Consider the following 22,065-nt stretch of genomic DNA (forward strand, 5'->3'; position numbering starts at 1 on the left):
ATGTGCTTATTATCCCCTAATTTTTGAATGCAACTCCACAGCTTTGGAATCGGTAAGACTTGCTACATAGCAGGTAACTCCCATAACTCGGTTGTACAGTGAAGAATCTTTTTTATAAGTTTCGGGAATTATTTTCAAGATAAGTTCATCAAATGTATTTTTTTTGCCATTGAAATCATTTAAAGTTGCTGTGAAAAAGATTTCAAGCAGGTCTTGAAGTATGGTGTAACCCGAAATTTCTTTTTCGATAACTTCTTTAGAATGGTAAACATGTGAAATACTGATGTTTATAATGTCTTCAATTTGAGATTTAAACACACTTTTGCTGAGCAATGAACTGTGAAATTCTCCCGCTAAGATTGTTTTTTCATTTTCGATGAATATGTTAGTTGCCTCGTGAATCAAGGTTCCAATAGCTATAGCACGTAAATAAGCGATACGCTCTTCTCGTGTACATAATTTGCTGTATTTTTGGGTGTTGATTCGCTCATTGATTAACTTTCCGAGGTATTCCAAGGCTAAATCTTCGGGGATAAGTCCCAAATTGATGCCGTCTTCAAAATCTATGATGGTGTAGCAAATATCATCGGCAGCTTCAACCAGAAAGGCTAACGGATGTCGTGCATATCTAAGTGTGTAATCATCTGAATTTGAGCGCATTTTTAGTTCGTTTGCGACTTCTTTAAAAAAAGCACTTTCCGACTGAAAAACACTGTATTTTTTGTCTTCAATGTTCTTTGTAGGACGTACAGGTAACGATTCTTTTGGATATTTTAGAAAAGCCCCTAAGGTGGCATACGACAAACGCAATCCTCCTTCAACTCCTGGGCGTGATTCATTTAGAATGCGGAATCCATTGGCGTTCCCTTCGAAGCTACAAAGGTCTTGATACTCTTTTCCCGAGAGTAAATGCTTGATAGTAGCTCCTTTTTTATATTTGAAAAATTCCCCAATAGCTTTTTCTCCACTGTGTCCGAATGGAGGATTCCCAATGTCGTGAGCAACAGATGCAGCCGCTACAATTGCACCAAAATCATTGGCTAAATAACCGAGTTCTTGCATGTGAGGTAATCTATTAAGCACGTGCGTTCCGATACTACGACCTAAACTACGACCTACCACCGAAACCTCAATGCTATGTGTTAGGCGTGTGTGTACGAATCCTGTTTTTGACAGAGGAATCACTTGGGTTTTGTCCTGTAAACTGCGAAAAGCACTTGAAAAAACTACGCGATCATAGTCCACATCAAAGTTAAGGCGATTTTCATCTTGCCCTTTTCTGAGACGTTTTTTGGTATCGCCAAAGCGATTTAGTGAAAGTAAATCTTCCCAATTCATTGTTTTTGTTTTTTTATATCTGATTAAGGTACAGGGTCATAACCTTTTCCTCCCCAAGGATGGCAACTAAAAATGCGTTTTATTGCTAACCAACTTCCTTTGACTAGTCCGTGTTTTTTTAGAGCTTCGATGGTATAACTTGAACAGGTAGGTGTGTAACGACACGTAGGTGGTTTCAAGGGGGAGATGAAAATCTGGTAAAACTGAACCAACAGCACAAAAGGGAATACGATGATTTTTTTTAGCATAACACAAAAAATCTCAACTTAAATCAAGGAGAGATGTATCTTTATTTTAAAAGTATACCTCATGAAACAACAAAAACCTCGACTGTATCAAATCCACAATACAGTCGAAATTTTTATTTTATAATGTTGCTTTCCAAAAGTATAAAAGCTTATAGGTATGAGCTTGAATGTAAATCCTTTAGCGTATATTTTTTGGAAAACTAACTAAATTTTTCTATAACTTCTTGACTTACACCTGTATTAGAGAATCCTCCATCGTGGAAAAGATTTTGCATTGTAACTTTTCGTGTTAAATCAGAGAACAAACTCACAGTGTAGTCAGCACAATCTTGTGCGGTAGCGTTCCCTAATGGAGACATTTTTTCTGCATAGGCGATAAACCCATCAAAACCTTTTACTCCTTGTCCAGCTGTAGTTGGAGTTGGTGACTGTGAAATGGTGTTTACACGCACTTTTTTCTCTTTTCCGAAGAAATATCCAAAGCTACGAGCAATTGATTCCAAGTAAGCCTTGTTATCTGCCATATCATTATAGTCAGGGAATGTTCGTTGAGCCGCCATATATGATAATGCGACGATGCTTCCCCATTCGTTCATTGCATCATTTTTGTACAAAACTTGACACACTTTATGGAAAGATAATGCCGAAACATCCCAGCCCTTTTCAGTAAAGTCATAGTTTGATTCGGTGTAAGGAATGTTTTTACGAACATTGACAGACATCCCGATAGAGTGCAATACGAAATCAATTTTACCGCCTAAAATTTCCATTGATTTGGTTACCAAGTTCTGTAAATCGTCCATATTGGTAGCGTCTGCAGGGATGATTTCTGAGCCTGTTTTTTCTGCCAATTGCTTGATTTGTCCCATACGCATTGCGATTGGTGCATTCGTAAGCACGAATTTACCTCCTTCGGCGTGAACACGTTCTGCTGTTTTCCAAGCTATTGAATTTTCGTCTAATGCTCCAAAAATGATTCCTCTTTTTCCTTTTAATAAATTGTACATAACTATTTTGGTTTTATTTGGACAAAGATATGAAAAAAAATTAAGTAAGCAACAAAGCAACTAATTGATTCAAAACCCTGAAGCTTCAATAGTTAAAAGATGTTTTATAACTGATTATAGATCTGAAGGAGAAAGATCTGTTCTAATTCAGTCAAAAAGATTACGGCAGAAGATTCCTTAAACAGCTTCTACATCCAACTGAAATACTTGTTGCATCCAGCTGATGGTTTCGTCAGCTGTTTGTGAGTCTTTTAGGTGGTTTACAAATTGTGTAGTTATTTTTTGGATGATGCGATTACTGATAATTTCAGCCTGTTCTTCGTTGAAGTTGTTGATTTTTTTGCGTTGAAAATCCAATTCAGCAAGTTTTAAGCTTTCTAATTTATTTTTCAATGCTTTAATAGTAGGAGCAAACTTACGGCTATTCATCCACTCGAAAAATTCATTTTTCACTTCTTCAATAATCAGCAAAGCGTTAGGTACGGCTTCTTTACGGCGTTCCAAAGTTTCATCTGTTAATTTTGAAAGTGCATCCATGTGAACCAACGTTACGCCCGAAAGCTCTTTCACATTTTCGTTTACGTTTTTAGGGATGGACAAATCCAAAATTAAAAGTTTTTTGTTTTCTGCGATAAGTTGTTTGTGTACAGTAGGTTGTGGAGCTCCCGTAGCCACAACCAACACATCTGCATTAGCAATCTCAGAGGTCAAATCATTTTCATTTTTTACCAACACGTTGAACTTTCCAGCCACTTGTTCAGCTTTTTTTCGAGTTCTATTAATGAGAGTAATATGATTGTTTTGAGTATGCTTGATAAGGTTTTCGCAAGTGTTACGCCCAATTTTTCCTACGCCATATAGCAAGATGTTTTTTTCAGAAATGTTTACCACATTCTGCAAGATATATTGTACTGCAGCAAACGAAACAGAGGCTGCACCTGCCGATAAATTCGTCTCGTTTTTGATGCGTTTACTGGCGTTGATAACGCTGTTAATCAAGCGTTCTAAAAAAGTACTTAACAATCCTTTTTGGCGAGAAACTGAAGAGCTTTGTTTTATCTGTCCGATGATTTCAAAGTCACCTAAAATTTGGCTATCTAGCCCAGTCCCTACTCGAAAAATATGTTGTACAGCATCCCGGTTTTTGTAAATGTATCCAATTTTTTGAAAATCGTCCACTGAACCGTTTGAAAATTCGCATAGCAATTGAATCAACTGGAAAGGATGTTCAGCATATCCATATAACTCGGTACGATTACAAGTCGATATCACTAACAACTCCTGAATGCCTTGTGCCTTAGCCTCATCTAACAAAAGTGCCTTATTTTCAGAAGATAAACTGAAAGTACCACGCATTGTAGCGTCCGCTTTTTTGTAGCTTAACCCAATGCAGTAAAAACTTTTGCTCTTTGATAAATGATATTGATTCATAAAATATTCTTCGCTAATTCTTTCGCAAAAATAATCACAACTGAAATATAAAAATAACGCTAAAAGAACTTTTTTTGTCTCTTTGAGTACGCGTTTATTTTTTTTATTGTATATTTGCAATTATTATACTGATAATGTGTATTTTAAGTAAAATGAATATACGGAAATATAGAACAAATCTAAATAAAATCACATGAAAAATTTACAATATTTTTTTTCAAAAAATACCGCAGGAAGTACTTCTGAAGTGGTGCTTATTAGCGAGGATATCATCCTTTTAAAAATAGGAAATGACACAGCTGAGCCTTTAGAAATAAAAAAAGAAATTCCTCAGAATTTTATTCAGTATCATTTCAATATCAAGGGATTAGCTCAATTTCTGTTTAATAATGGGAACTACAAGAAACCGCTACATGCGGAATGTATGTTGTTGCTTTACAATCCACAACAGGCTTTACCTCTGCATCAAATTGTCGAGCCAAAGTCACAAATTGTTTCGGTTTTTATATCAATTCAAAAGTTTCATAAGTTACTTTCCGATGAAGCGAGTTATGTAGATTTTTTAAGTCTTGAAAATAGAGACAAGAAGTATTATAAGGAAGACAAAATTGCACCCGCTATTATGGTGGTACTACATCAGATAATGAATGCTAATTTTCAGAAAAATTTACAGCCTTTTTATATGAAAGCGAAAGTGTATGAACTACTTGCGCTCTATTTTAATCGTTCCAATGAAGCTGATATTGAGCAGTGTCCGTTTTTGGCTGATGAAGAAAGTATTGCTAAAATTCATAAAGCTAAAGAGATTATTATTGGTCGTATGATTGAACCGCCTACTTTACAGGAACTTTCCAATGAAATAGGGTTGAATATTAAGAAGTTAAAGGAAGGGTTTAAGCAGATTTATGGTGATTCAGTTTACGCTTTTTTGTTCGATTATAAAATGGAAATTGCACGAAAATTATTGGAGGGTAAAGATATGAATATCAATGAAATAAGTTCCAAAATAGGATATAGCACTCCAAGTCATTTTATTGCGGCTTTTAAAAAGAAATATGGGGTTACTCCAAAAAAATATTTATCGAATCGGGATTAATCAAGAGTTGAAAAGTGTATTTTCAGACATATTAAAAATTACAAAAAAACCTAGGTTTTATATTTATTAAGATTTTGTAAAAATAATTTTTACTTATAACTTATTCATTATAAAATATTTATGTTTAAGAAAGAAAGAAAAATGATGTGTAAATTTGTTTATTAAAATAACTTGGCTTAGCTTTGTGACATGTATAAATTTTTGTTCTTATGAGAAGGTTATTTTTTGCCATAGGATTTCTATCCTTGATGGCATGTCAAGAAAAGAAGTATTACTCCAAAGAGTTTTTTTAAGAAACATTTAATTACAACAAGATACTTTCTAAATGATCGGTGGAAAGTCTTTTTTTAGCTCCTAATGGTCAGTTGCATTGGACATTGGCTTATGGAGCGGTAGCAAACGGGGGTATCTTTGGAGAAATTACAAATTTCTACAAATAGATAATGAAACACTTATAAAAGATAGAAAGCGAGATATTAACGAAGAAATAAACTATACCGCTGTACAAGTGTGGAATCCTTGGTTTTTGGTTTATGACTAATTAAATGGGGGTGTTATGAAAAAGATAATAGTGAAATTTCTACTTTTATTAAGTATTTTTGTTAGCTTTCAAGGGAGTTGTAGTAAAGTAGGTCTTGAAGTAGAAACCTCTAATAAATCCAAAACCTTGAAACATAACTACATTGTTTTAGCATCGGTAGATGGTTCGGCTGTTGAGGTTGAAGTGAGCTATTCCGTTTTTGTAGCAGGAAATTCTGAAAACATTGTAAAGACAGAAACGCTAACGACTCCTTTTGTTATTGGAGGAGAAGATGTCAAAGTTGTGTATGATAGTGTTGTCGCTGCATCAGATAAACATTTTGTTTACAACGAACTAAAAAGAAATTACACCCCAAAAGGAGCTGATTACTTGGAAATTAAAAATTTATCAAACGTGGATTTGGAATATTGTGTGGTAGGAAATCAACCATTAAAATATTGTACTACTGAATGTGTTGAGAGTTATGGTTTTTTTAATGCAAATCAAATAGATAAAACAAAAGTACTAAAAAGTTGTCCCATTCCAATTTATAAAGATATTCCTGTTTTATATTTGATTAAACCAGAGTTAGCACCTCAAACAGATGTGTATGTTAGAAAGTCAACCCCTAAATCAGCTGAACGTGTATCATTTAAAGCTCCTGATTTTGGAGGTGTTGTTGCTAACACTCCCTTTTCTGCCTCCCAAATAATTGATTTGTATAAACGAGAATATATTTACAAAGAAATATTATATTTCACTCATTATACACAATATGTTGAAAAACAAAGTATTGGAGGAAAACATAGAGAATTGGAACATTATGGAGTAATCCCTTCAAATCAAACACTTTCCAATTCGGGGCAAATATGGTTTATAAATACACGTCAAGGTTTTTATGGAAATAAAATGTTTGAAGAATATGGGGAGTAGATTTTATAGATTATGAAAAAGATAATTATTAGATGCTTAGTTCTGTTAGGCATATCGTTAAATCTTCAACTTCGTTGCACGAAGCCTGAAGTTGAAGTAGAAAGCCCCAATAAATCCAAAACCTTGAAACATAACTACATTGTTTTAGCATCGGTAGATGGTTCAGCAGTTGAGGTTGAAGTGAGCTATTCCGTTTTTGTAGCAGGAAATTCTGAAAATATTGTGAAAACAGAAACCCTAACGACTCCTTTTGTTATTGGAGGAGAGGATGTCAAAGTTGTGTATGACAGTTTAACCTATGAATCACATATGGGGAAAAGACATTTACACAACGAACTAAAAAGAAATTACACCCCAAAAGGAGCTGATTACTTGGAAATTAAAAATTTATCAAACGTGGATTTGGAATATTGTGTGGTAGGAAATCAGTCGTTAAAATATTATACTACTAAATATATTGATGAGTGGATTAATATGTCCAATAGACATTTGATTGATAAATCAAAAGTAGTGAAGTACAGCCCTATTCCCATTTATAAAGCGACTCCTGTTTTGTATTTGTTAAAACCTGAGTTAGCCCCACAGATAGATGTCTATGTCCCTTGGGTTATTGGGTATTGCAATGGTATATCTTGTTCCATAAGTGATATGCCAGCGAAATTAGTTTCTTTAAAAGCTCCTATTTTGGGAGAAATGACAGCAACTGCACCTTTTTCTATACCTCAAATAATGGGGATATATCGTCAAGAATACACAAATGGATATACGCTATTTGAAGATTATGACCGATACACAACTGGACAAATATCATCTGTTAATGAGAGTTTAATTAGTAGTCGCTATAATGATGTTAAGCACTACGGAGTAATCCCTTCAAATCAAACACTTTCCAATTCAGGGCAAATATGGTTTATAAATACACGTCAAGGTTTTTATGGAAGTAAAATATTTGAACAATATGGGGAGTAGATTTTATATAAAAACACTTGTGGCATTGCTACAAGTGTTTGTTTTAGTGGGTTGCAATAAAGATGAAATCACAGGATTAACATCTTTACAGAAAGATAAGGCGTTGTTTGTGTACATGATAGCCGATAATGACTTGGATTTTTATGCCACTGCTAACATAAACGAAATGGAAGCATTTATAGCCGAAAATCCAGATAAAGGGAGTATTTATGTCTACATTGACCGAGCCAAGAACCGCAAAACAGCTCATCCACTACTATACCAAATTTCGGCTGACACTACCGCTCAAATCAATTCAAAAATTTTAAAAGTCTATCCTGAAAAAGATTCTTCAAATGAAGTTGTTTTTAAAGAGGTTTTAAATGAGGTAATTACTTTGACTACCACCAAAAATGAAAAGATTCGGGGCTTGGTACTTTGGTCACACGGTAGTGCGTGGTTGCCTAAAAGTTCTCTGTTGGCTTCAAACAGAGCCACAGCCGTAAAATCGTTTGGAGTTGACCAAACCGCGACAGAAGACACAGCGATTAATTCTGAAATGGACATCAGAAAATTAGCGAAATCATTAGTAAATTATCACTTTGATTTTTTGTTGTTTGACGCGTGTTTTATGGCATCCATAGAAGTATTTTATGAACTTAAAAATAGTTTTGATTATATCATAGCCTCGCCAACAAAGGTTTTAGCAACAGGTTTTCCTTACAAAGATATTTTAATAGATATGCTTGAAAGTACCGTGAATTACAACAATATCTCTAAAAAATATGTTTCTCATTTTAAACAAAAACAAGGAATTTTACAATCTGCTGCCGTTACTACTATAAAAACAAGTGAATTAAAAAATTTTGCTTATCTTTTTAATAAATGTCTATCACAACAAACGGAAAAAATAGACACAACGAAATGGTTGCAATATGACCAAGAAGGCTCTGATTATCTGTTTGATATGGGGGATTTTTTGAACCATTTACAACCTAATCAAACGGAAATAGAACTTTCAAAACAATTTGAAAAATTAATTGTATGTTACGACCATACATCTTATTTTTTTAATAAAATTCCTTTGGAAAAAAGTACGGGTGTAAGTATCTTTGTTCCCAAGAAAATAAATAACACAAATGGGGTTTATGATTTTTACAAAACGCTTTCTTGGAACAACGCTGTTAATATGGTTAATTACATTCATGATTAGTTGTAAAAAGGAAGAAATATTTCAAGAAAATTACAACATAGGTGTAAAAAATAATTATTTTGAAGCTATTGATTCCATAAAAATAGGTAGTGCTACGTTCAATAAGTCTCTTTCAGTGGGAGAAACTTACTTTTTTAAAGAAAAGTTTTCAGTTTCATCGTATAGTGTGAAACTTTATACTACTTCAAATTTGATAATCACTACAAAATTTAAAGCAATAAGTCATAAAAATACTATTTTATTAACCTTGATTTCTGACGGAACTATTTTAGTTGATTAAATTTTTAAATAATGAGAATAAAAACATCAAATTTTGCGTTGTTCTTTTTCATGCTGTTTTGCAGTGCTGTTTGGGGACAAAAGAAGTACACCATTAGCGGGTATATCACCGAAAAAGGAAGTAAGGAATTTCTTATTGGAGCAAATGTTTACATCCCCGCGTTAAAAGTGGGAACAACAACGAATAATTATGGTTTCTACACCATTTCTCTCCCTGAGGGAACGTATGAGCTGTATGTTTCATACGTTGGTTATCAGGTTTTTACAAAAACCATTAACCTTTCAGAGGACATATCGTTGAATGTGGAATTGCAAGATGCTGAACTTTTGGAAGAAGTGGTTGTTACGGGAGAAACAACCCCAATGCTTAGCCGTAGTTCACAGATGAGTACCATCCAAGTTCCCATTGCTCAGATACAAAAAATACCCGCTTTATTGGGTGAGAAAGATGTGTTAAAAGTCTTGCAACTCCTACCTGGGGTGCAATCAGGCTCGGAAGGAAATAGCGGTTTGTATGTTCGTGGAGGAGGCCCTGACCAGAATTTACTGATTTTGGACGATGCTCCTGTTTATAATGCTTCACATTTGTTTGGTTTTTTCTCTATTTTCAACGGAGATGCCATTAAAAATGTAAATCTTACCAAAGGCGGATTTCCCGCTCGCTACGGAGGAAGGCTTTCGTCCGTGTTAGACATGAGCATGAAAGACGGAAATAAAGAACGATTTGCAGGCGACATAGGTATCGGGCTTATCTCATCAAGGCTTACGCTCGAAGCTCCTATTGTTAAAAACAAATCATCGTTTATCATTTCAGGCAGAAGAACCTATATCGATGTATTGACGCGTCCGCTAATGCCTGAAAACGAAAAGGTAGGTTATTTCTTTTACGACCTCAATATGAAAGTAAACTACGATTTCGGCCAAAAAGATAAATTATATCTAAGTGGGTATTTTGGTCGGGATAAGTTCTACTTCCGAGATAAAGAAAACACAGGAGAGGTGTTCAAAGGAGGATTACATTGGGGAAATGCTACGGCTACTTTGCGTTGGAATCACTTGTTTACGGATAAAATATTTTCCAATACTTCGCTGATTTTCAGTGATTATTTATTTGAAATATACCAAGAAAATACGTATAAAAATAATACGTTCGAAATGCGGTACAACTCTGGAATTAAGGATGTTGGACTTAAATATGACATGCAAATCAACTTAAATCCTAATTACTTGATTCGTACGGGATTTGCTTCTACGCTCCATCGATTTAGGCCAAGTGCGATTGTCATTAAAGACCCAACTTTCAACCAATTCGAACGCAAAATACAAGATATAAAAACTTTGGAATCAGGAATTTATATTGAAAATGAACTTACGATAGAAGAAAGATTACGACTAAATGCAGGACTTCGGTTGAGTCACTATTTGCATAAAAACACGTCGTATCAAGACCTCGAACCTCGATTTTCTGTGGGATATACATTGCCGAACGATTGGTCGGTGAAGGCCTCCTATGCCTCTATGAGTCAGTATGTGCATTTGCTGAGTAGCTCGGGGATTTCACTACCGATGGATTTATGGGTACCAACCACCGATGAAGTAAAACCTCAGCAATCGCGACAAGTGGCAGTGGGGATTGCCAAAGATATTTTAGACAAAAACCTAAGTATCTCCTTAGAAGGATATTACAAAAAAATGAACAATATTATTGGGTATGCTCCTGGTGCAAATTTCTTGTTGTTAGAAGACTTTGAAAGTGTTTCTGAGTATGCTTGGCAAGAGAGCATCATTCGGGGACAAGGTTGGTCATACGGAACAGAATTATTATTACAACGGAAAGTTGGAAAACTGTCGGGTTGGTTAGGCTATACCCTCTCATGGACGCAACATCAATTTGATGGAGATAATGGAGGACGTAAATTTTTTCCTCGTTACGACCGCCGACACGACATTTCCCTCGTGGCTGTCTATAACCTATCGGACAGGATAACTCTCTCAGGCACTTGGGTTTACGGAACGGGAAATGCAATTAGCTTGCCTGTTTCCTCCTACCAAGTAGACAAAGGGGATGTTTCTGACGCCATCAGAGGATATACTGCATATAACTATGATGAAAAAAATAGTTTCAGAATGCGAGCTTACCATCGTTTGGATTTAGCTGTACAATTTCATAAAAGCAAAGGAAAGAACATGAAACGTACGTGGGAAATAGGGGTTTACAACGCATATTCACGTAAAAATCCGTTTTTCTACGCCATCAGTGGGGAATACTCAGGAAATCCTTCAAGTCAAAAAAACGTTCTTGAACAGTATTCCATATTCCCAATGATTCCTTCCATTACGTATAACCTAAAATTCTAATTATGATGAAAAAATATTTTAATATATTGCTTGTTTTTAGCGGATTTCTATTCGTGGGGTGTGAAAATTTTTTCAAAAGTGAGGTTGAGCCACCCAAAATCAGTACCCAATCTCAGTTGGTGATACATAGCTATATTTCAGCCGATAGCCCCGATATAAAAGTCAAAGTGGCGATGTCAAATCCTACCTTTGGAAATCACTCACAATCGGGAATACCTTCCGTAAGTAATGCACAAGTGACGTTGCGAAACGACCAAAATGAAAGCATTACCCTTCCATATGAAAGTAATTCAGAATATTATACCATTAGTGCAACCACTTTTCCAATTGAAGCGGGGAAAACCTATCATTTAGAAGTGCGAGATTCTCATGGAAATAAGGCAACAGCTCATTGTACTGTGCCTCAAAACATTGTCGGAGATATACAAAACGTAACCGTTATCGACACTAAAAATGAAGGTAGCGATGCCTATCAAGTGTCCTTTGATTTTCAAGATAGAGCCAACGAACGTAACTATTACATTCCTGTGATTTTGGTTCGTCAAGAATTATCTAACTACGATCGTAGATTAGAGGCTAAGTTTTTTACTGATAATAATCGCGATGGAAATAGAATCACGGTGCGTTCAGAAAAAGATTTCGGTTCGGCTCAGTATGTGAAACAGGTGGTCGTAACGCTCTATACTACGGATGTTAATTTCTATGAATACGGACGTAGCGTTTCTTTGCAAAATGACACAGAGGACATAGGGCCTTTTGGTGAGACCGTAATTCTTAACTCAAATATAAAAGGAGGATTGGGAGTGTTTGGAGCATATGCAAAAAAGACAGTTACTCTTAATCTTTAAGCAAATCTAAGGCGGATTAACTCTTCAAGAAAAGTGTAAACTATTTGTGCTAGGGTTTTAAATCCGTAAATTCGGACAACAAAATATTGGGTCAAAAATATTTTAGGGATGTACTTTTCTTAAACGAATTGCATTTCAAACCATTTTTACTATTTTTGCAACCAATTTTTAACGAAAAATATTCATTCCAAAAAAATGCTTGACAGACTAAACATTGTAAAACAGCGTTTTGACGAGGTTTCGGATTTAATCATTCAGCCTGATGTAATTTCCGACCAAAAACGCTATATTCAGCTTAACAAAGAATATAAAGACCTCAAAGAGCTTATCGATAAGCGAGAGGAATACATCATTGTAACTTCAAACATTAGTGAGGCAGAGGAAATTATCGCCAATGAAACCGATGCTGAAATGGTGGAAATGGCAAAAATGCAATTGGACGAAGCCAAAGAAAAACTTCCGCAGTTGGAGGAGGAAATCCGCTTTATGCTTATCCCGAAAGACCCTGAAGATGCCAAAAATGCCGTAATGGAAATCCGTGCGGGAACGGGAGGCGATGAAGCGTCCATCTTTGCAGGAGACCTCTACCGAATGTACACAAAATATTGTCAGTCAAAAGGTTGGAATACATCAGTAATGGATTACAACGAAGGAACTTCAGGCGGATATAAAGAAATCATCTTTGAAGTTACGGGCGATAACGTGTACGGAACGCTCAAGTTTGAGGCTGGGGTACATCGAGTGCAACGTGTTCCGCAAACGGAAACGCAAGGGCGAGTGCATACTTCGGCGGCGACTGTGATGGTATTGCCCGAAGCAGAAGAATTTGACGTGGAATTGGATATGGCAGACGTTAAAATCATCAGAACGACCTCAACAGGACCTGGAGGGCAGTCGGTGAACACCACGTATTCCGCCATTCAGTTGCAACACATTCCCACAGGGATTGAAGTACGTTGCCAAGACGAAAAATCACAGCATAAAAACTTGGATAAGGCTTTGAAAGTGTTGCGTTCGCGTTTGTACGAGATGGAATTGGCTAAAAAAATGGAAGAAGATTCGGCACGACGTAAAAGTATGGTTTCCAGCGGGGATAGAAGTGCCAAAATTCGTACTTATAACTACCCGCAAGGGCGTGTAACTGACCATCGTATCGGACTGACGCTCTACGATTTGCAAAACGTAATCAACGGAGACGTACAACGCCTTATCGACGAGCTACAACTTGCCGAAAATACCGAAAAACTGAAAGAAAACGATGTGTTTTAATTCGATATGGCGAGGAAAACTTCTTATCTAATCCGTTAGGTAAGAAGTTTTTTGAGTTGTGTTGGTAGAAAATATGATGATAGTGATTGTGTCCGTAATTATGAGGGTTTGATTAGGTTCAGCCTGACAATCGAACTGACAGCGTACTTCTATAATATAACCAAAAAGGCTGTGTTATAAAAAGTATGATGCCTTAAAAAAGAAGTTTTTTTGTCAGGCTGAGCGTAGTCGAAGCCTTATAATAGTAGGGCTTCGACTACGCTCAGCCTGACAATCAGAACTACCATCATACTTTTTATAACACGACCACCAAAAATTTTAACAACAAAAAACAATAAATCATTAAAAATTAAAGAATGAAAGCAACGAAATTATTTAAAGAATTTTTTGAAAGTGAAAAAGCAGGAGGTTTGATTTTAATAGCCTGTACTGTTATATCTCTTCTGATAGCAAACTCTTCGTTTGGAGAAAGTTATGTTCAATTTTTTCAAACCAAAACTGCAGGGTTGAGCATTGAACATTGGATTAACGATGGACTGATGGCTATTTTCTTCTTACTCATCGGTTTGGAATTAGAACGAGAAATTTACAAAGGAGAACTTTCAAATGTGAAAGATGCATTACTTCCTATTTTTGCAGCTATCGGAGGTATGTTAATTCCTGCGGGAATATTTTTAGCTCTTAATTTCGGAACGGAAACCCAAGCGGGAGCAGGAATCCCAATGGCAACTGACATCGCTTTTGCGTTGGGAATACTCTCATTATTAGGCAATCGCGTTCCTGTTTCGCTGAAAGTGTTTCTTACTGCCTTAGCTGTAATTGACGATTTGGGAGCAATTATTATCATCGCAATCTTCTATACTAAAGAGTTGCTTTGGACAAATCTTCTTATTGCTTTGGGGATATTCGCGGTGTTGTTAGTTTTAAATCGTTTAAAAGTTAAATCACTCATTCCTTATTTGTTAGGAGGAGTTGCGATGTGGTATTTCATGTTGGTATCGGGCGTACATGCCACCATAGCAGGGGTGCTATTGGCTTTTGCAATTCCATTTGGTGATGGAGGAGAGGAGTCGACTTCCTATAAACTGCAACACTATTTGCATAAACCCGTAGCTTTCGTAATTCTACCGATTTTTGCTTTGGCAAATACTGCTATTTTCTTTGAGGGAGACATTTCCGAGATATTAACACAAAACAATAGCTTGGGAATTGCTTTAGGTTTGATTGTTGGAAAACCATTGGGTATTTTCTTATTATCTTTCTTAGCTGTTTCATTTGGGCTTTGCAAACTGCCTTCGGATATTAATTGGAAATCCGTTTTAGGAGTAGGTTTCTTGGCAGGGATTGGTTTTACTATGTCAATTTTTATCACTCTTTTAGCTTTCGATAACGATATTATGGTTATCAATAACTCTAAGTTAGTTATTTTGCTGTCGTCTCTAATGGCAGGACTCATCGGATTTGTGTCGTTAAAATTGATCTTGAAGAACACTGTGGTGGAGGAAGAAGCATAAAATATGGAAGTGTCTTTTGAAATGAAGTAAGATACAAAGCCCAATTGATATCCGAGAAGGGGAAAATCTGATATATGAAACAATATGAACAGGTTATACAAGTTATGAGAGAAAACGGAGGGTTTGCAACGCTCGGTTTTCTCAATCATAAAGTTAATGTATCTGATTGGGCTACAAAAACTCCTTTTGCTTCCATACGAAGGATTGTACAAGATGAACGATTTTTCTTTAAAATAAAACCAGGACTTTGGGCTTTAAAAGAGTTTCAGAACGAAATTTTAAATAAGTTCGAAATACAATTATCTACAAAGAAAGAACAAGAATTTTCACATACTTATTTTCAGGGATTATTGCTCGAAATAGGAAATTTAAAAGGATACAACACTTTTATTCCCGCACAAGATAAAAATAAATTATTTTTAGACAGACCATTGAGGAGCATTTCTACCTTAGATAAAATATTTGATTTTAGTTATCAAAATATCGTTAATAGGGCTAAAACAATAGATGTGATATGGTTCAATAACAGAAATTTACCACATTCTTTTTTTGAAGTTGAACATTCTACCGATATACAAAATTCGTTATTGAAATTTAATGACTTACAGGATTTTTATTCTAAATTTTATATTTTAAGTGCAAGTGAGAGAAAAAAAGAATTTGAACAAAAAATAGCATATTCTGCATTTAAGCAAATAAAAAATAGAGTACAGTTTATTGATTATGATTTTGTTTCGGCTTTGCATACGAAGAGTTTTGAATTGTACAAAATAGGGGATTTATAATAAAAAAAATGAATATTTATAAAATAGAAGTAAAGGAAATTCTATCAAGAATAGTTCCGGTTGAGGCAGAAAACGAACAAGAAGCAGTTCAAAAAGTAGAAGAGATGTATAAAAATGAAGAAATCATTTTAGATTTCGATGATTTTGTAACTCATGAAATCATAGAATATTTAGAATGATTTTTTTTCATGCCTCTTTTATCTGTTTGAATGAATATTTTTAGTATATTTTAATCATTATGACCATCAAAAAAATCTACGCCTGTTGGGTATATGTGAGCGATTTGGAAGTTTCTAAAGCATTCTTTCAAGAATTGGGCTTTGTACTGAAATTTCAGCAGGAAGATTGGGTGGAATTCGATTTGGGAGCCACCTCTTTTGCCATTCTCAAACGTCCTGCCGAGAAAGGAAAGGTCAAACCGCAAAAAACAAGGATTATGTTTGAAGTGGACGATATGGAAAATCTTTACGAAACTCTAAAAAGCCAAAATGTTCGTTTTATTGGCACTATCCGATACGAAGCTTACGGAAAACTACTTACCTTTGAAGACCCCGACGGCAATTGGTTTGAATTCTTTGAAGATAAAAAGTAACAATGATATAGAAAAATAGTAAACCTTTTCAGTATTAGGATTAAAGTAGTTAGAACTCATTAACCATAAGGCTTTAGCACACAGACTTTTTTCTCTAACTTCATTTATTATCACAAAAATTATTTATTTTTCTTATTTCATACTTTTTATCCTAAAAATAAAAATCCTAACATCTTATTAAAATTCTCATAGTCAATTAAAAATCTATAAAAAATCTTTTTCAAAAATTAGGAAAATAAATCTTAAATATGTAACTTTGACAGCAAAAGTAACTAATAAGTCACAAGAGGTAAGGATAAAGTGTAAAGTTAAAGGGATAAAGTAACAAAATCCAAGTCACAAGTTAAAAGTTAAAAGGATAAAGTGTAAAGTTAAAGGGATAAAGTAACAAAATCTAAGTAGTAAATTATAAATAATTAAAAGTCATTATAAAATACATAAAAGCAATAGCGGAAAAAAGATAAATCAGTGTAAAAAACAGATAAGTCAGTACGGAAAATACAAAAGTTACAGCGGAAAATACAAAAGAAAGTACGGAATGAATACTTATTTTAGTAGAAAATTAAAAAGTAAGTACGGAAAATAAAAAAGTGACTTGATAAAATAAAAATCCTTGATAAAAAATTAAAAATACAATCGTTTAACTATAAAAAATATAAAATTATGGCTTCCAAAATCTATTTTACAAATGAAGAAATGCTTCAAAATGCTAAAGTTCTTTTTGAAACATTGGAAAATAATAGCAAAATTGCCGAGAAATTAGACGATTATGGCTATTCTCAATCGGAAATTGCTAAAGGAAAGGCACTTTACGAAAAGGCTCAAGCTCAGTATGGTTCTAACAAGAAAGAAACCGAAGAAGAACGCGTTGCATATCTGAATTTCAAACAAAAAATGGATGAAACTTCTAAATCCTATCGCGAACATCGCAACAAAGCAAAGCTCATTTTTAAAAATAATGAAGAAGCAAAGGTAAGATTATCATTAAAGGGAAGTCCTTCAAAGTCTATCGTGGCACTTTTGGAAGAAATGACTTTGTTTTATAAGAATTTAGCTGAGCAAGAAACCCTACGCACTCCATTAGAAAGGGTAAAAATCACGCAACAGATAATCACTGAAAAACAATCGGAAACCTCACAAACCAAAGATTTGTACGCCATTTATTCTCAAGAAAAAAACGAAAGCGAACAAGCTACTAAAGACAAAAATAAAGCCTTTGAAGCTCTCGATAAATGGACACGTGAACTTTATAGTTATGCAAAATACGCTCTTGCCGATGAGCCTCAGTTTTTACAAATGTTTGGACGAGCAATACGATAACATTTTCTATTAAAGTAAGTTAACTCCTAAAAACATGTATTTCTTAAAGCTCAAAAGGCAAATTTTTTTCTGTTTTTAAAGAAGAAATTATCTTAATTACAGCATTATAACACCATAAAAATAAAAAGTATCAGTATATGACACTACAAAAACTAATAAATCAAATACGGAAAAAGAAATCATTCTTATGTGTAGGACTTGATGTGGATTTGACAAAAGTTCCGTCACATTTGTTACAAACCGAAGACCCTATTTTTGAGTTCAATAAAGCAATTATCGATGCGACACACTCTTTCGCGGTAGCTTACAAACCCAATACGGCGTTTTATGAGGCTTATGGGGTGAAAGGTTGGCAATCATTGGCAAAAACTATTGCATATATCAATGAAAATTATCCTGATATATTTACCATCGCCGATGCGAAACGTGGTGATATTGGTAATACGTCTGCAATGTATGCTAAGGCTTTTTTCAATGATTTGCAGTTCGATAGCGTTACGGTAGCTCCATATATGGGAAAGGATTCGGTAGAGCCTTTTTTAGCTTTTCAAGATAAAATTACCATACTTTTAGCATTGACTTCCAATGCGGGAGCTTTTGATTTTCAGACACAAATGGTAAATAATGAGGAGCTTTATAAAAAAGTATTGCAGACTTCTTTAACGTGGGAAAATAGTCAGAATTTGATGTACGTAGTAGGAGCTACCAAAGCCGAATATCTGAAAGAAATCCGTAAGATTGTGCCGAATCACTTTTTGTTGGTTCCCGGTGTAGGGGCTCAAGGCGGTAGTTTGGACGAGGTTTGTGAGTATGGACTCAATGCAGATAATGGTTTGCTGATAAACTCTTCAAGAGGAATCATTTATGCCTCCAACGGCACTGATTTTGCCGAAAAAGCCCGTGAAGAAGCCCAAAAATTACAACAACGAATGGAAAAATGGGTACGATAAGCACAATTTAGTTAACTTTTACATATAAATAAACTTACTTCCAGCCAAAATAAAGTCAATGACATCTCGAAGTTGTTGACTTATTTTTGGATTGGTCATGTTAAAAAGCATTACAACAACTACCTGCTCTTCAGGATATACAAAAAACCAAGCATAACCACCGATGCCATTTCCAGAGTGTCCGTAGTAGGTGCGTCCAGCCCAATCCTTGGTAGATTGCCAACCAATGCCACAACCTGTTGAACTTCCGGCAGAGGTTTGCTGAGGCATTAGCATTTCTTCTTTTATTTTTTGAGAGATGAACCCGTCAGACAATACGGCATTTCCAAATTTAGCAACATCTTCTGAGGTGGACAGATAGCCTCCACCAGCTAATTTATAGAAATTATTTACATCGGGCGAACGTACAAAACCTTTACCTTTATTTTTGTTTGAGTAAGGGATAGCTTGATTTTTGATGATATTTCCCTTGTCAGGAAGGGTGTTTTTCATCTGTAAAGGTTTTAAAAGTTCATCGGAAACAATGTTTTCAAAGCTCTTTTTCAGGTATTTTTGCATCGCTAAGGAAATTAAATTCCAGTTGAAACTACTGTATAAGTATTGTGTTCCGGGAACAGATAATAAGGATTCATTTTTAAACATGTTGATTCCCTGTTCAATGGTCATCGGTTTGTTGCTAAACGGTTCCCTTCCTTTGTAGGAACGAATTCCTGCGAGATGTCCACCCAATTGCTTGATGGTGAAGTCATGTTTTTTCTTGGGATAGTTGGGAAGATAGGTGTAAATTGATTTGTTCCAGTCGAACTTCTTTTTTTCCTGTAATTTAGCTAAGGTGGTTGCTGATATAGGTTTTGAAACACTGGCTATTCGGAATAGTGTTTTTTGTGGTGATACGGGAGTTTTATGTTGTAAATCAGCAAAGCCATATCCTTGTTGCCAAAGTGTTTTATTTTTTTTAGTGATGGTAATTGCAACACCAGGTACGGTACCTTTGTGAATTAACGAAAGGATAATCTTTTCGGCTTCTTTTTTTCCATCGGCAAATGAACGTACTTTCGCAATTTTTTCACGTTTTATTGAGTCATTCTGAGGGAAAACCCAAGGGATTGATAGAAAATATATGAAAAATATCAATTTCATTTGTGTTTGTATCATTATTTTTTTATCCGTAATAAATATTTTTCCGACTTATAGTTTTTCTCTTTCGAATGGAAGAGTTTTAAATGACGTATTTGTTTTATTGTAAACAAATAATGGTTGTTTCAAAACTTTATTCGTTTTCCGTCTTCGGATAGTAGAGTATTTTTAAAAACCGTTTGGGCTTCTTTTAGAAAAAGATTTTTGTCGGAATATCTTGATGAATAATGTCCTATAATAAGAACCTCAGCTCCTGCATTTTTAGCAGTCAATGCCGCTTGAAGGGCTGTTGAATGCATTGTTTTTTCTGCTAGTTCCGTATGTTGTTGTAAAAATGTGGATTCGTGATAGATTGTTCTAACACCTTTAATTTGAGATGCTAATTCTTCAAAATAAATTGTGTCACTACAATAGGCATAGCTCTGAGGTTCAATCGGGTCGAAGCTCAGCAGTTCGTTTGCTATTACTTCGCCATGGGGCAAGGTAATGTTTTTTCCGTTTTTAATGTTTTGATAATCACATGTTTCAATGCCATAGTTGTAGATTGCATCTAAATTTAGTTGGCGATCACCTATTTTCTCTCGGAAAATGAAACCATTGGTATAAACTCGATGTTTTAGTGGAATAGTTTGGACACTTACCTTTTCGTCGTCTAATAATATTTCGGACTCTTCGGAAGTTAATTCGTGAAAAATCAGAGGGAAAGCAGTCCATGCATTTCCCAGTTTGAGTAGCAATAATATAGCCTCTTTGATACCTTTTGGGCCGTAAATATGCAATTCTGTTTCTCTTCCTAAAAGTTGGAAAGTGGAAATTAAACCTGGTAGCCCATAGAAATGGTCGCCATGTAGGTGCGAGATAAATATGTGCTTAATTCTTGAAAAATTAACATTTGCATTTCGTAGAGCCATTTGTGAACCTTCACCACAATCAATGAGAAATAGATGCCCTCGCAGTTCCAAAACCTGCGATGAAGGACGTGCGTTCGGGCGTGGAGTGGCACTATGGCAACCTAAAATCGTCAGTTCCATTAAAATCCTAAATCACGTTGAATGTCCTCAATTTCAATTACATCTTTTGCTTCCTGAATGGTAGGAGTCAAATTGATTTCATTAGGGATATTTCCGTATGTAATCTCTTCACTAACAATGACTAAGCTTTTTTTGTTTTTCTTAGTGTGATATTTCGAAATTTCTACAAACGGAATTAAGTCCTTGGTTTCTAAATCCTTAATCTCTGATAAATCTAAGATAATATGCGTAGATTTCAACTCTTCTTTATCTTTAAATGTATTGACAAAGTCTGATAATTCTGATTTTTTTATTGTTATGATTTTTGTACTCATCTTTTATCTATTTATTTTTGAGGCTAATAAATAAATCACAGCCATGCGGATAGCAACTCCATTTTCGACTTGATCTAAGATTATGGATTGTTTAGAGTCAGCTACTTCACTGGTGATTTCTACCCCTCGATTGATAGGGCCGGGGTGCATAATTACGATTTCTTTTGGTAGATTGTCTAAAATAGATTTGGTTACACCGTATTGTTGTGCATACTCACGGGTGGTGGGGAAATAGCTGATATCCAAACGCTCATTTTGAATACGTAGCATATTGGCAACGTCACACCATTCTAAAGCTTTGATTAGGTTGTGTTCTACTTCTACACCAAGTGTGTGAATGTATTTAGGAATTAATGTCTTAGGGCCACATACTTTTACTTGAGCTCCCTGCAATTGCAATGCAAATATGTTGGAAAGAGCCACACGTGAATGTAGAATATCGCCCACAATTACTACTTTTTTACCTGCGAGGTCACCTAACTTTTCGCGAATGGAATAGGAGTCCAACAAGGCTTGTGTAGGATGTTCGTGAGCTCCATCACCCGCGTTAACGATGGAAGCATTTACATGTTTGGATAGAAAAACGCATGCACCTGGGTTCGGATGTCGCATCACGACCATGTCTACCTTCATTGCCAAAATGTTATTCACCGTGTCAATCAGAGTTTCTCCTTTAGCTACAGACGATTGTGATGCTGAAAAGTTAATTACATCCGCCGATAATCGTTTTTCTGCTAACTCAAACGATAATTTAGTTCGAGTGCTGTTTTCAAAAAATAAATTGGCAATAGTAATATCCCGTAATGATGGTACTTTTTTTATAGGTCGGTTAATAACCTCTTTAAAATGGTCAGCGGTTTCAAAAATAAGTTGGATATCCTTTTCGGTGATGTATTTTATTCCTAATAGGTGATTTACACTTAATTCGCTCATG

At 35.2% G+C, this 22,065-nt stretch carries 22 protein-coding genes; 14 read left to right on the forward strand and 8 right to left on the reverse strand.

Translation table 11 applies throughout. The features are described from left to right. Window positions 1–9: 9 nt before the first annotated feature. The 4 genes from dgt to hemA all read right to left on the reverse strand — a co-directional run bounded on the left by dgt (window position 10) and on the right by hemA (window position 4,024). Entirely contained in the window at window positions 10–1,338 is a 1,329-nt protein-coding gene (gene dgt / locus CGC49_RS08515) for a dGTP triphosphohydrolase (RefSeq protein ID WP_095894108.1), read from the reverse strand. Window positions 1,339–1,361: 23 nt separating this feature from the next. After that, entirely contained in the window at window positions 1,362–1,586 is a 225-nt protein-coding gene (yidD, locus tag CGC49_RS08520; RefSeq protein WP_095912378.1) for a membrane protein insertion efficiency factor YidD, read from the reverse strand. Window positions 1,587–1,786: 200 nt separating this feature from the next. Continuing rightward, the gene (locus CGC49_RS08525) at window positions 1,787–2,593 is read right to left on the reverse strand and encodes an enoyl-ACP reductase (RefSeq protein ID WP_042010276.1); all 807 of its coding nucleotides are present in this window, start codon (window positions 2,591–2,593) and stop codon (window positions 1,787–1,789) included. Window positions 2,594–2,770: 177 nt separating this feature from the next. Beyond that, window positions 2,771–4,024 carry a glutamyl-tRNA reductase gene (gene hemA / locus CGC49_RS08530; RefSeq protein WP_095912379.1) on the reverse strand — a complete coding sequence of 418 codons (1,254 nt, stop codon included), beginning with the start codon at window positions 4,022–4,024 and terminating at the stop codon, window positions 2,771–2,773. A gap of 193 nt (window positions 4,025–4,217) precedes the next feature. Here hemA and CGC49_RS08535 point away from each other — a divergent pair, with 193 nt between their 5' ends. The 14 genes from CGC49_RS08535 (at window position 4,218) to pyrF (ending at window position 18,649) form a co-directional block, all read left to right on the forward strand. Beyond that, a complete protein-coding gene (locus tag CGC49_RS08535) occupies window positions 4,218–5,120 on the forward strand; it encodes an AraC family transcriptional regulator (RefSeq protein ID WP_042347109.1) in 903 nt (300 codons plus the stop codon). A 556-nt stretch (window positions 5,121–5,676) separates the two neighbouring features. Beyond that, entirely contained in the window at window positions 5,677–6,573 is an 897-nt protein-coding gene (locus CGC49_RS08540) for a hypothetical protein (RefSeq protein WP_095912380.1), read from the forward strand. 12 nt (window positions 6,574–6,585) lie between these two features. Then, window positions 6,586–7,542 carry a hypothetical protein gene (locus CGC49_RS08545; protein WP_095912381.1) on the forward strand — a complete coding sequence of 319 codons (957 nt, stop codon included), beginning with the start codon at window positions 6,586–6,588 and terminating at the stop codon, window positions 7,540–7,542. Beyond that, window positions 7,532–8,734 carry a clostripain-related cysteine peptidase gene (locus CGC49_RS08550; RefSeq protein WP_157909026.1) on the forward strand — a complete coding sequence of 401 codons (1,203 nt, stop codon included), beginning with the start codon at window positions 7,532–7,534 and terminating at the stop codon, window positions 8,732–8,734. Before CGC49_RS08545 ends, CGC49_RS08550 begins: the two co-directional genes overlap by 11 nt. Continuing rightward, window positions 8,727–9,014, forward strand: a complete 288-nt coding sequence (locus CGC49_RS08555; RefSeq protein WP_095912383.1) for a hypothetical protein — start codon at window positions 8,727–8,729, stop codon at window positions 9,012–9,014. The genes CGC49_RS08550 and CGC49_RS08555 overlap by 8 nt, the downstream gene beginning before the upstream one ends. A gap of 11 nt (window positions 9,015–9,025) precedes the next feature. Continuing rightward, window positions 9,026–11,371, forward strand: coding sequence for a TonB-dependent receptor (locus CGC49_RS08560; protein ID WP_095912384.1), 2,346 nt, complete (start codon window positions 9,026–9,028; stop codon window positions 11,369–11,371). 5 nt (window positions 11,372–11,376) lie between these two features. Further along, the gene (locus CGC49_RS08565; RefSeq protein ID WP_157909027.1) at window positions 11,377–12,219 is read left to right on the forward strand and encodes a DUF4249 domain-containing protein; all 843 of its coding nucleotides are present in this window, start codon (window positions 11,377–11,379) and stop codon (window positions 12,217–12,219) included. Window positions 12,220–12,414: 195 nt separating this feature from the next. After that, window positions 12,415–13,488, forward strand: a complete 1,074-nt coding sequence (gene prfA / locus CGC49_RS08570; protein WP_095912386.1) for a peptide chain release factor 1 — start codon at window positions 12,415–12,417, stop codon at window positions 13,486–13,488. A gap of 356 nt (window positions 13,489–13,844) precedes the next feature. Beyond that, window positions 13,845–15,002 (forward strand): Na+/H+ antiporter NhaA, encoded by a 1,158-nt coding sequence (gene nhaA, locus CGC49_RS08575; RefSeq protein ID WP_042008469.1) that lies wholly within the window; start codon window positions 13,845–13,847, stop codon window positions 15,000–15,002. Between the two features lie 74 nt (window positions 15,003–15,076). Next, on the forward strand, window positions 15,077–15,787 hold the full coding sequence (locus CGC49_RS08580; RefSeq protein ID WP_095912387.1) for a hypothetical protein: 711 nt from the start codon (window positions 15,077–15,079) through the stop codon (window positions 15,785–15,787). 8 nt (window positions 15,788–15,795) lie between these two features. Continuing rightward, on the forward strand, window positions 15,796–15,966 hold the full coding sequence (locus tag CGC49_RS08585; protein WP_082021468.1) for a DpnD/PcfM family protein: 171 nt from the start codon (window positions 15,796–15,798) through the stop codon (window positions 15,964–15,966). 59 nt (window positions 15,967–16,025) lie between these two features. After that, on the forward strand, window positions 16,026–16,379 hold the full coding sequence (locus CGC49_RS08590) for a VOC family protein (protein ID WP_095912388.1): 354 nt from the start codon (window positions 16,026–16,028) through the stop codon (window positions 16,377–16,379). A 663-nt stretch (window positions 16,380–17,042) separates the two neighbouring features. Further along, window positions 17,043–17,699 (forward strand): hypothetical protein, encoded by a 657-nt coding sequence (locus CGC49_RS08595; RefSeq protein WP_095912389.1) that lies wholly within the window; start codon window positions 17,043–17,045, stop codon window positions 17,697–17,699. Window positions 17,700–17,836: 137 nt separating this feature from the next. Beyond that, window positions 17,837–18,649 carry an orotidine-5'-phosphate decarboxylase gene (pyrF, locus tag CGC49_RS08600; RefSeq protein ID WP_095912390.1) on the forward strand — a complete coding sequence of 271 codons (813 nt, stop codon included), beginning with the start codon at window positions 17,837–17,839 and terminating at the stop codon, window positions 18,647–18,649. 18 nt (window positions 18,650–18,667) lie between these two features. Here the strand turns inward: pyrF and CGC49_RS08605 are convergent, their stop codons facing one another. From CGC49_RS08605 to CGC49_RS08620, 4 genes are all read right to left on the reverse strand, one after another. Further along, window positions 18,668–19,789 carry a serine hydrolase gene (locus CGC49_RS08605; protein WP_095912738.1) on the reverse strand — a complete coding sequence of 374 codons (1,122 nt, stop codon included), beginning with the start codon at window positions 19,787–19,789 and terminating at the stop codon, window positions 18,668–18,670. Between the two features lie 122 nt (window positions 19,790–19,911). Next, window positions 19,912–20,817, reverse strand: coding sequence for a ribonuclease Z (locus CGC49_RS08610; RefSeq protein WP_095912391.1), 906 nt, complete (start codon window positions 20,815–20,817; stop codon window positions 19,912–19,914). Then, window positions 20,817–21,131: a hypothetical protein gene (locus CGC49_RS08615; protein ID WP_042008483.1), complete on the reverse strand. Its 315-nt coding sequence runs from the start codon at window positions 21,129–21,131 to the stop codon at window positions 20,817–20,819. The genes CGC49_RS08610 and CGC49_RS08615 overlap by 1 nt, the downstream gene beginning before the upstream one ends. A gap of 3 nt (window positions 21,132–21,134) precedes the next feature. Further along, the gene (locus CGC49_RS08620; RefSeq protein ID WP_042008484.1) at window positions 21,135–22,064 is read right to left on the reverse strand and encodes an aspartate carbamoyltransferase catalytic subunit; all 930 of its coding nucleotides are present in this window, start codon (window positions 22,062–22,064) and stop codon (window positions 21,135–21,137) included. Between the last annotated feature and the right edge of the window lies 1 nt (window position 22,065).

The sequence above is a fragment of the Capnocytophaga sp. H4358 genome, from assembly GCF_002302515.1.
Taxonomy (GTDB): Bacteria; Bacteroidota; Bacteroidia; order Flavobacteriales; family Flavobacteriaceae; genus Capnocytophaga; species Capnocytophaga canis.